Consider the following 10,849-nt stretch of genomic DNA (forward strand, 5'->3'; position numbering starts at 1 on the left):
CATTTATATTTATACTTTGTACATTAATTCTCCAATATCAAATAATGCACTAAATTACAAAGAATTCACTTAAGGTATTGACGAAATCGTCATTTATTTTGTTTAAGACGTGATATTTTAGCGCAAATAGAACACGTTTAGACGGAAAAACTATAATTTTGCCATATACAAAAAAATATAATTGTTAAAAGCATGGATAAACAACCGCTGAATCGAATAAAAGTGATGCTTGCAGAGCGCATGATAACTAATAAGGAATTAGCTAAAATGCTTGGTAAAGACCCTGCAACTATCTCTAAATGGGTAACGAATACCTCGCAGCCGACTTTAGAAAACCTGATTGAAATAGCACGGTGTCTCAAATGTGATATGAATGACCTTGTCCGTCTTGATGATGTCGTTCCTGTAAAACCTGATAAATAATATAGCAAAAGCCCAATAAAAACAATGCCAACAAACAAGAATGCTCAGCTTCGCTATCAGATACTTGACCGCTGTTTCAGCGATTATCATCATAAATACACAATTGATGACCTCATAGAAAAAGTAAATGAGGCCCTATATGATTTGTGTGGTACTCAAATCAGCATCCGACAGATACGCGAAGATATAAAGTACATGCGTGATAGAGTTACTTACAATGCTCCGATTGAGGCTTATCCATTCGATGGCAGGAAAAGTTATTATCGCTATTCGGACCCGACATTTTCTATTTTCAACAACGAACTATCTACAGAAGAAATAGCCTCTCTTCGTTCCGCAATCGACATACTAAGTCGATTCCGTGGTGTACCGAGCAATGCCTGGCTGGAAAATGTCATATCGAGTTTGGAATATCGCTTTGGCATCATGCCTAACACTGAAAATATCGTTTCTTTTGAACAAAATGAGCTATTGAAAGGTACTGAGTTTTTGGGAGAGCTTATCGATTCAGCCATGAATCATCAGCCTCTGCAGGTCCTCTATCGAACATTTTCCGGTAATGAAAGAACTTCTATCATTCATCCGTATCATATCAAGCAATTCAATAACCGATGGTTTTTAATCGGATTGCAAGAGGGAGATCATGGTAATTACATCACCAATAAAGCTCTCGACCGTATCGTGAAATTTTCGCGTGCCCATGTACCCTTTATACCGAACAAGAGTATTGACTTCAGTGAGTATTTTAAAGATGTGGTTGGTGTCACCCTTCCTGATAATCATCCAGAACCGGAAGAAGTTCTTTTGCGATTCGATGCTGCTCGTTTCCCTTATGTTGTAAACAAGCCAATTCATCCATCACAGATTGTAATCAATGAGGAAGAATATATTATAAGGCTCATGGTTCGTCCTAATAGAGAATTGGAAGCATATATTTTTTCATTTGGGCATCAGGTAGAAGTACTTCAACCGCTATGGCTAAGAATGCAAATTGCAGAGAAAATAGACGATTTACATAAAAAATATTCCAAAATGCAGGAAGACTGCACATTGTGACCATAATATTGCAAACAGCAGCATGAAAAAAAACAGTTCAACATATAGAATTTTCGAACATATTCGTGATGTGGACATCTCGGAACAAGACATATATGATTATGATATAGATATACTTAACCAACTACTCATAGATCATACAATGTCAGCCAAAGCACGTGCAGAAGCCAATGACCAAAACAAAGTTGTAAATATATTTTGGGCTACTTCTGATTACGAAGGCACAGTCATGGACGAAAAAGGGCACGTAATAGTAAAAGGATATCAGTACAAAGATGAAATTAAGCCTGAAAATATAACAGGACGAAATCAACGTATTGTTATGCCTCGCGTGCTCAAAGACAAACAAGCACAAATAGACCGAACAAAGGATAAAGCTGAGGTTTTCACTCCATCATGGGTATGCAATGCACAAAACAACCTTATTGATGAAGCATGGTTCGGACGTAAGGAGGTTTTTAATCAGGAAATAACAAATGAAGATGGCTCTCACACATGGATTCCTACATCTGGCAAAATAACTTTCCCTGAAGGCGACTCCAGAAAAACGTGGAAGAAATATATTGTTGACAATCGGATGGAAATTACATGTGGGGAAGCACCATATCTTGTAAGTCGTTATGACACCACAACTGGAGAAAGCATCCCTATTGATCGACGAATAGGTCTTCTTGACCGTAAGTTACGAGTCATTAATGAAAATGTGGACAATGAGAAAGATTGGTACACAATGGCAGAAAAGGCCTTCAAACATACTTACGGTTATGAATGGCAAGGTGACAATTTACTTTTAGCACGTGAAGCTTTGCTTTATACATACATTGAATATTTCATGGACAAATTCAATGACAAAGACGCTGAAGGCAATTATGTAAAAGATGCCAACGGCGAGTTTAAAGTACCTGACAAGAGAAAGATACTAAATGCAGCTCGTTGGATTTCTTGGAATATCTGGCAGATGGATGGATTAAAAATGGTTGTTCCTGATTCATGCGACAATCAGTATGAAACAGACTTATTTGGATTAAAGAAAAAAAAAGTCTGTGATGCATGTTCAAAAGGAAAAATGATCGGTCATATCGGGGTCAAATGTATTATCCGTGACTGGAACCTGAAAAAGCCAAAGAAGTGGAAACCTAAACCAGGGGAAGATCCTCACTCCCAACCTTGGCAGAAAATAGAATTCAGTTCTCTATTTTTTGGTCGTAACATGGAAACAGAAGAGGAAGAAATAAAATAAATAACATATAAAGGTAACTGATAGATATGATGTATACCATAACTCAATCGCGTCTCCTGTATGTACTAAGCATCAACGACAGGATTCATCGTGGACTTCTTAAAATCGGAGAAGTCTTTGTTGACAACAAAGTTGCCGACAATCCCAGCCAACATGCAAAAACTGTTCGTGAAATTCTTAACGAACGACCTTATATGTTAGGCATTACCTATAATTTAGAATATGTAGAATGTACTACATATGAGGACTCAGAATGTTATGATGCATACAAGGTCCATTGTAAGCTTCATGCTATGGGCTTTTTATCAAAAACTCTTGCCAAGTATAAAGATCCTATTTATGAGCAGACAGAGAATGCTGATATTTGGTTTGCATGCACAGTCAGTGAAATACAGCAAGCTATTCAACAGATAAAGCATGGTAATGGGACAAGTTATGGAACCATTCAGTTCCGTCCGGAGCAAAAAAAAGCCATTAACTCTACAGTAAAACATTTTCTGAAGAATTCTAAAAAGGGAAGGCATTATTTATGGAATGCTAAAATGCGTTTTGGTAAAACTCTTTGCGGACTGGAAGTAGCTAAACAGTGTGGATTTCGTTCCACCCTTATCATTACGCATCGTCCTGTGGTTGACAAGGGATGGCATGATGATTTTAAAAAGATATTCCTTACAGAAGAAGCTATAAATTCATATAAGCAACAAGGATTGGAACCTGCTTACGGTCGTCGTATGATGGATGACAAAGATTCCAAAGGTGATTTTTTCTCTTTGACTCAGGATGTTGATAGTGGAAAAAAGATTCTCGTGTTCTTTGTTTCTATGCAATACTTACGTCTGTCTAAATTTGTTGGTGGAAAGGAACGACGACGCGATCCACTAAAGCAAGCCATTATGGAATATAATTGGGACTTCGTGATGGTTGATGAAGCGCATGAAGGCATTGATGCTGCTGCCGGTTTGCGCGTAATGGATAAATTGAAAAAAGAAAATACCTGCATATTGTCACTCTCAGGCACCCCATTCAACTTGCTTGACAAGTATGACGAAAGTGAAATATTTACATGGGACTATGTCATGGAACAGAAGGCAAAACAGACATGGGAGGAACACCATTTTGGTGATCCTAACCCCTATGCAGACTTGCCACGTATGCAGATTCTTACCTTCACCTTGCCCAAAATGCTGCGCAATAAAGCTATCGAAAACAACGAAATGTTCAAATTCCATGAGTTTTTTCGTGTATGGACAGAGGAAGACAAAACTCAATATCAAAATATGATCGAAGCTGAAACTGACACCTTGAAAAAGGCCGAGTATCAGGCTAAGTTTGATGAGATAGAAGTTGGAAAATTTGTGTATGAAGCCGAAATTAATAAGTTCCTTGACAAATTAGTAGAGGAATCAGATACAAGTTGCTATCCTTTCTCTACCGATGAATTTCGTGAGCATTTCCGCCATACATTCTGGTTACTACCTGGTGTAAAGGAAGCTGCAGCATTAGAAAAACTATTACACGAACACGACGTTTTCGGTACGGAAAACGGAATGTTCCAAATAATAAATGTAGCAGGAGATGGTAACATTGAGGATAAGGATGGTAGTGCTCTGGCTGAGGTGTTGAATAATATCCGAGGGAATGCTCAGAAGAATATCACAAAGAAAGACTATACGATCACACTGTCCTGTGGAAAATTAACAACAGGCGTAAGTGTGCCCGAATGGACAGCAGTTCTTTGTATGAAAGGCTCGGAACATACCCCGGCAGCCAACTACATGCAGACAATTTTCCGTGTGCAGACACATGCTGTACTTGACGGACGTCAGAAATCAGACTGTTATGTTTTTGATTTTGCGCCTGACCGAGCTCTTACTGCTGTTGCAGAAACAGCTAAGATGGCAGTGTATGCACAGACTGAAAAAGGTAAGAAACAATTAAAGCAAACACAAAAGAAAGAAGAAGAACATCTTGCCGCCTTTATAAAGCTATGCCCCGTACTTTCTATGGACGAAGGTGAAATGGGTAAACATTTCACTGCAACTCAAATATTCGAGAAATTATCAAACGTGTATATTGAAAGGGCTGTTCGTAGCGGTTATGCGGATAACTCTATCTACGATCCAGAAAAACTGATGAATCTGACTCCAGAGCAAGAGAAAGCACTTGGTGATGTTCATGATTTACTTGGTTCCATGCCAGCTTCTTGGAAACCTGAAACGATCCAAATAAACAAAAATGGTTTGGGCAGTGCTGATGCAGAACAAGTGAAATATATCTACTATCTTTCTGTAAATAATTCCTTACCTTCTCAGCCTACTACATCAGCAAACACAGATGATAACGGAAGACCAATGACCGAAGATGAAGGATGGGATGAAGTGATGTGTTCACCATCACAGATGTTCCCATATCTGTTTGTCTCACATAGTCAGCTTGTAGATGGAAAATGGAGTAGCTTTTCAAAGCCTGTACTATGGAAAGAATGGGTGAACGATGATAATGATGACAAGACCAGCGAAATCAAGAAAAAGAAAGAACAAGAAAATAAAGAAAAACGCGCCCGCATGTCGGTGCTACGTGGCGTAGCTATCCGTATTCCATTACTTGTATATGGAGCAGAAATTAACGATGACGCCGGAGAAGAAATCACTATTGATAACTTTGCAAGCGAAGAAATCGTTGACCAAGCTTCATGGGATGAGTTCATGCCAAAAGGTTTCACAAAGGAGACCTTCAATATATTAAAGGATTGTTTCGATCGTAGTATATTTACTGGGGCAGCTAAGCGCATCCGTGCCATGGTGAAGGAAGCCGATAATCTTTCTACAGAGGATCGCATCAATAAAATTGCTACTATATTTTCATACTTCCACAATCCCGATAAGGAAACAGTGCTTACCCCATGGCGTGTAGTAAATATGCAACTATGTAATTCACTTGGAGGCTGGTGCTTCTGGAATGAAGAATTCGATGCAGCATTCGAAGAAGAGGATAAATACGGTGAAGTCGTGCCGTCGACTCGCTTTGTAGATAAAGGGAAAGTAACAAGGGATCTGTTCCGCCAATGCCTTCTAACTATAAACAAAGAGCAGGACGAAGTGGACGACGAGGTCAGGTACGTAGTGCATGTGTAACATTATGTGGCTCAGATGCTGTAGGTATAAGGACTCTTCTTAATCCTATGGAGAATGTTATTATGCGTAATGTCAATAGTCCGACTGTTGACCTAAACAGCGCACAAGTTATTCAACGACACATCAACTCCTTCCTCATACGTGAGTTTGGTGTATTTGGTATGGCCGGAGGAAGCATCACGGAGCAGGTTATAAACTACTACACTAACTATCAGATTGTTTCGGACGGTGATAGCAATCACTTTAAAATAAAGAAAAAAACGGACAATGCTCCTGTCAGTCCTCTTGACGGGCTTGGAGATGAAACAGGCACACCTTATGAAGCATTCAACAACAAATGTAGCGAGGCTTTAAGTGATGACCTTAGAAGAAAAATTCGTATTTTACTTGATGGAACCATATTCAGCAGTCGTCCACCTCAGTATGTGATTGAACAAGCTCGTAAAATGAACGAGAACTGTTATGCAGAGTTGGAACTTCGCATTCAGGATTATGCAGAACCATATAGAAAAGCAAAAAGTAGCAAGCAACAGGCCTTCTTTGAGATGAAATTCATAGAACCACTGGCTTCCCGACTCCTTTCCTATTGGGCGACTCATCGTTTTACTCCAAATGCAAATATGCCAGTGAACGTGATCGAATTTGACATCAATTCGTCATCCAGAGATACATATACATTAGTTACAACCTCTAACCCATCATATCCTTTAAGAACTGCTCTATCGCAATATGCACCTGGTAATCCGATAGCACGAGATGGTATGGTACGTATTGTACGAGGCATTAGATATACGAACTTTTTCAAGCCGGAAGTAACTTTCAAGAAACTATATTTCAATCGTGAACAAGTTGTTATTGATACTAAAGACGAACTTGATTCATTTGAAAAATGGAAAGTAAGCGCAAGTACAGAGCTTGACCTACTTCAACCTGCGGAATTTATTCCAGATATGAATGAGTCTGCAAATCGTATTCTTGATAAAAATTTATATACCCGTGTAAGTGCACAGTTAATTGGAGCAGAAGAATGGAAACAAGACCGTATTGAACCCCATTTGTTCGATACTCGCAGTAGTAGAGAAAGTGGTAACGGACAGATTCTCTATTACAATGAAGGCATCGGTTATGGATATTGTCACTGTACCAAGTGCGGTAAAACCGTGCTTGAAAACTGGCCTGCAGCATCATCAAGTGATCCTGATAAGCTTCCCAATGAAATGAATAATATTTCATCTAAAGATTCTGATAAACCAGATTATCATTTTTCACTTATCAAAAAAGGACATAAACCCAATAAATGCCTTGGTTGTAGTAATCCCGATTATATCAAGAGAAATGTTGTTTTAGGAGATATGATTCAAACAGACTATACAGAAATAAGAATACGTCATTTCCAAAAGAACTGGATTAATAACCGTAGTGAAGAGGAAAACTTGCTAATTACATTAGGCTTACTATTTACCAGAGGTTTATCGGAAGAACTCAATGTGGAACGTACAGATATAGACTTTACTATTACACCAAATAGCCATATATGTATTTTTGATGCAAATCCAGGAGGTTCTGGTTATTCTAACCAATTGGCAGCAATGGATTTAATGAAGTCTGTAATAGAACGTGCCCGGACTATTTTGGAAGCTGCTGAGAAATCAGGAAACAAAGATGCATTAATTGATAAATTTACCTTACATTATATCAATCATATAGACATTAAGGCAGCTAAAGACTGGATTGATGAAGAACGTACCGCAAGAAAAGTTTTACCAGATACTGTTAAGGAGGTTTTTGGAGACAACGTGACTGAAGCCTCTCTTGCAAAATTGGAACGTTGTTTCGCCTTATCACAAAATGAGAAGTTCATCTTTGTGGATGATGACTATACCAATTGGGAATATGAAGCTACGGATAGCTGTTGGAAAGGACAGTTCTTCAACTATTTTGCCCCTCATGGCCAGCAAACTACATTCTGTGTAGTAGAAAACACCAATAATATCATGCCAACTCCGGCTTTGTCTATGATGCGATCAATTAAAGGATGGACAAATGAAGTAACACATATTAAAAATCCTTTTATTGACAAAAAACTGTATCCTTTGGCATACATTGATGGAAGATTGTTCTTTACTAACAATCCCAACCATATTACGTTAAATGATAAATGGGGTAATGGTACCATTTACTATATACGTACTAATAATTTTGCTATAAAGGCAAAGTTCATTAAAACTGAAGTGGAAGATACAACTGCAAAAATATTCAAGTTGGATGGAACTGCCCCAAGTATTATAAAATCTTCTGAACTTGCCAGTCTTATAGAATCGAGAGCAGACGAGATTATTAACTCATTTGTCGACTTCTGCAAGACTAATAGTAATGAAACTCTTAAAGTTTCATATCAAGATGAACATCTGAAAAGCGTGCTTTCTATGGTGTTAAGTCTTCAGACTATAGGTTATTTCATAAAAAAAATAGGACTACCTTATTCTTTGGAGTTTGTAGTTGAGAAATATTATGAAGTCAACAATAAACAAAATAATATCGGAGCAAATCAACCGACTTCAGAAGAAAGAGATAATTGGTTAAACATGATGGGGAATGAACTTGTTGAAGACTTGGAACATGATAAAAACATAAAAGGTACACTTATCCCTGTCGTTTCATCTCCCAAAAAAGCACTTCCGCATTGGCGTGTGCTTACGTTCGAATATGCCGGTAAGAAACTTTGTATATATCCTGATGGTGGTTTTATGAATGGATGGTTTATATATAATGACCCAAAAAAGTCACGTCATATATATGAACTTTCAACGATAACTTATGATACAGAGATTTATCTCTCAAGAAATCAGGACATAAAATTTGATATAACAATAGAAGAGTAAGAATGAAGCAATATAAAGTTATTGACCAACTCTGTCTCATAGGAGGTCAACTCAAGTGTAAAAAACCATCCAATCGTTCCTTTCAGAAAGCCCACTTCAAACAAGGCGATCTGGATGGAGCGTGTGGTGCATATTCAGTCTCTATGACACTTAATATCCTCGGAGTATTTGAAGCGGAAGAATTATACTCTGATACATATTTTGATCGCCGTACAGCAGAATGGAAGCTCATAAAAGCATTGAATGAAAACGGACTATATCGAAATGGATTAAAATTAGAGAATATTCAAGAGATCCTGACAAAAAATTACTCAAAGTATGTAAATGTTCAATGTGTCGACAAGAAAAACGATATTTTCAATATCACAAAACAGTGGATAGATAAAAATGCCCCTGTAATATTAGGCATAGATTACGATTCACATCATGGTCATTGGATTGTTGCCGTTGGATATGCACTCAACGAAAACGACGAGCTTACGGATATTCTGACTCTTGATCCAGGAGTAGACTCACCTATGTGTTGTTTATGGAACGGTATTATCAATATCAATAAGGAGCCAAAGAAAAAATATGGGTACGAATACAATACAAACAGATTTGATTTAGTCGATGTCGCAGAAGCAATCATCATTACAAGAAAAAAATAGTTTCGATTGATTTTTATAGGCTTATCTATTAATTTATACGGCCAAGAGTATGAGTAACAATAATAAATATCTTAAATATGCACTTAATGCAAAGGGTGAACTTGTACACATAGATAGTGTGTCTAATGGTTATGACTGTGGATGTGTTTGTCCTGCTTGTAAGAAACCACTACAAGCAAAAAATAACGGCACCCACAGAACGCATCATTTTGCCCATCAGTCAGGAGTCGACTGTCCAACAGCATACGAAAGTTCCCTTCACCTTTTGGCCAAAAAGAAAATTCAAGAAGCATTTTATGAATCCCAGGTAATTAATATTTCATTTGAATACAAATCCTATTGTAGCATGAATGATACTTGCATGTACATGAAATACGGTGACTGTGCGGAAAAAACTATAAAATCATTTAACTTGAAAGATTATTATGATAAATGTGAACAAGAAATATCCTATAATAATATAAACAGAAGATCCGACCTAAAATTCTCATCATCAACACATCCTGATAAAGAGCCTTTATATTTAGAAATTTATGTTACACACGCAAGTGATGCAACAAAGCTACACAGCGGGAATAAAATTATTGAAGTTAAAATTGAAAATGAAGAAGATATTGATGAAGTAATTAAAAACGGATTCATTGAGAGCCCGAAGCGAGACGTATTTGAAGAAGCTGAAGTTCCATCCCTGAATATATCATTCTATGGGTTTAAGAATAGTGACTATAATCTCATTAAACATAGCTCTTATATTTGCATTTCCAGATATATATTATATTCTTCAGGAAAATTTATCTGCAAACAGGAACATTGTAAGTGTAATGAACTACGCAAAAGCAGACCTGACACACTTTATGAATTTTGTTTTCACAGCAATCTGGCTTTTGAGCTTCGCGATATAGCCAAATGGCTGGGATATAAGAGGTTTAACATAAAAAACTGTCAAATGTGCATGTATTGCGTAGATAGCTATAATGACACAGGTAAAATATGTCGTTTGTATAGGCAGTTAAATATACCAAGAACAGAACGTCCTCTTAATACATCTCGTGCGAAAACATGTACTTCATTCGTTTTGAATCAAAAAGAAATGAATGAATGCCTTCAAAAAGTTGACAATAAAGAAATACCACCTATAACTGAGCTCAATTAATCCTTACTAATTAAACTATTTTGTAAATTCCTTCAAATATTTTTCTATTGTGCAGATAGACTTCACAATAGAAAAATACATTTGCAGTGTAATCAAAAATAATTCAAATTTTTACGTTATGTCAAAGTTCAAGTTCTTATGTGCTTTATTTATGGTGGTTGCCGTGAATGTAAGCGTCAATGCACAAAGTAATCTAACCAATAGTTATAAAGGATATGTTGATGCCGGTTATTCCATTGGTATAGGAGATTATGAGTTCGGAAGAGTGGAAATCAATACCTCACATGGCTACCAGTTCAATCCATATTTCT

The 10,849-nt window shown here is 37.2% G+C and carries 7 protein-coding genes and 1 pseudogene; all 8 read left to right on the forward strand.

What is annotated here, in order from left to right; all coding sequences use genetic code 11:
• Positions 1-192: 192 nt before the first annotated feature.
• Entirely contained in the window at positions 193-423 is a 231-nt protein-coding gene (locus tag WKT20_RS16560; RefSeq protein ID WP_118170808.1) for a helix-turn-helix transcriptional regulator, read from the forward strand.
• A gap of 24 nt (positions 424-447) precedes the next feature.
• Positions 448-1,479, forward strand: coding sequence for a helix-turn-helix transcriptional regulator (locus WKT20_RS16565; protein ID WP_340417746.1), 1,032 nt, complete (start codon positions 448-450; stop codon positions 1,477-1,479).
• 22 nt (positions 1,480-1,501) lie between these two features.
• Positions 1,502-2,719: a restriction endonuclease subunit M gene (locus WKT20_RS16570; RefSeq protein ID WP_195564889.1), complete on the forward strand. Its 1,218-nt coding sequence runs from the start codon at positions 1,502-1,504 to the stop codon at positions 2,717-2,719.
• 26 nt (positions 2,720-2,745) lie between these two features.
• A complete protein-coding gene (locus WKT20_RS16575) occupies positions 2,746-5,853 on the forward strand; it encodes a DEAD/DEAH box helicase (RefSeq protein WP_340417747.1) in 3,108 nt (1,035 codons plus the stop codon).
• A gap of 47 nt (positions 5,854-5,900) precedes the next feature.
• Complete coding sequence (locus WKT20_RS16580) at positions 5,901-8,735, forward strand: DUF1998 domain-containing protein (RefSeq protein WP_340417748.1); 2,835 nt, start codon at positions 5,901-5,903, stop codon at positions 8,733-8,735.
• Positions 8,736-8,737: 2 nt separating this feature from the next.
• The gene (locus WKT20_RS16585) at positions 8,738-9,385 is read left to right on the forward strand and encodes a hypothetical protein (protein ID WP_340417749.1); all 648 of its coding nucleotides are present in this window, start codon (positions 8,738-8,740) and stop codon (positions 9,383-9,385) included.
• Positions 9,386-9,434: 49 nt separating this feature from the next.
• A complete protein-coding gene (locus WKT20_RS16590; RefSeq protein ID WP_340417750.1) occupies positions 9,435-10,538 on the forward strand; it encodes a competence protein CoiA family protein in 1,104 nt (367 codons plus the stop codon).
• Positions 10,539-10,656: 118 nt separating this feature from the next.
• Positions 10,657-10,849 (forward strand): annotated as a pseudogene (locus tag WKT20_RS16595) (hypothetical protein); the annotation flags it as partial.

It is taken from the genome of Phocaeicola sp. ICN-14070, assembly GCF_037892625.1.
Taxonomy (GTDB): Bacteria; Bacteroidota; Bacteroidia; order Bacteroidales; family Bacteroidaceae; genus Phocaeicola; species Phocaeicola plebeius.